Origin of the sequence: Pseudomonas sp. A-1, from assembly GCF_004801855.1 — a bacterium.
In the GTDB taxonomy this organism is placed as follows: Bacteria; Pseudomonadota; Gammaproteobacteria; order Pseudomonadales; family Pseudomonadaceae; genus Geopseudomonas.
This window is the reverse complement of record NZ_SSTC01000248.1, coordinates 1-520: the sequence shown is the minus strand read 5'-3', so window position 1 is coordinate 520 and position 520 is coordinate 1. Positions and strand designations below refer to the sequence as shown.

Here is a 520-nt window from a genome sequence, read left to right as displayed (position 1 = left end):
TGCGCCCGAGCCAGCGACCGCGGCGGCCGGCGAGCCGCCGGTGCGCCTGCTGGCCACCCTGCCGCAGCACGGGCGCGAGCGCTTCGTCCTGCAGCTGCTGCTCGACCGCGCCCCCGAGTACCGGCGCAACGAGCAGAGCGGCGCGGTCAGCCTGCGCCTGCCCCGCCTGCAGCTGGACGACCAGGGGCCGCGCGCCGGCGGTTTCGCCGGCGACGGCCGCAGCCTGAGCTGGAGCCTGCAGCCCGTGGGCGATGGCGCCGAACTGCTGCTGGTCGGCCTGGGCAGCGAACTGCAGGTGTTCGACCGCCTGGAGCCGGCCGGCGAGCGCTGGCAGCTGTGGGTCGAGGTGCCGCTCGTCGCCGACCCCTTCGATCCCGAGCAACTGCCGGCGGCCGGCGATCCGGTGGCCGGTGATCCGGCGCCCGGCGAGGAACCGCCTGCCGACGACTATCCCGCGCTGCCTGCCGTCCCCGCCCGCCCCGCGCAAGCGGCGCCCGCGGCCCGGCCGGCTTCGCCGCCT

General features: G+C 78.1%; 1 pseudogene. It reads left to right on the top strand.

What is annotated here, in order from left to right:
* Positions 1-520: pseudogene (locus E5198_RS21745) on the top strand (hypothetical protein); the annotation flags it as partial.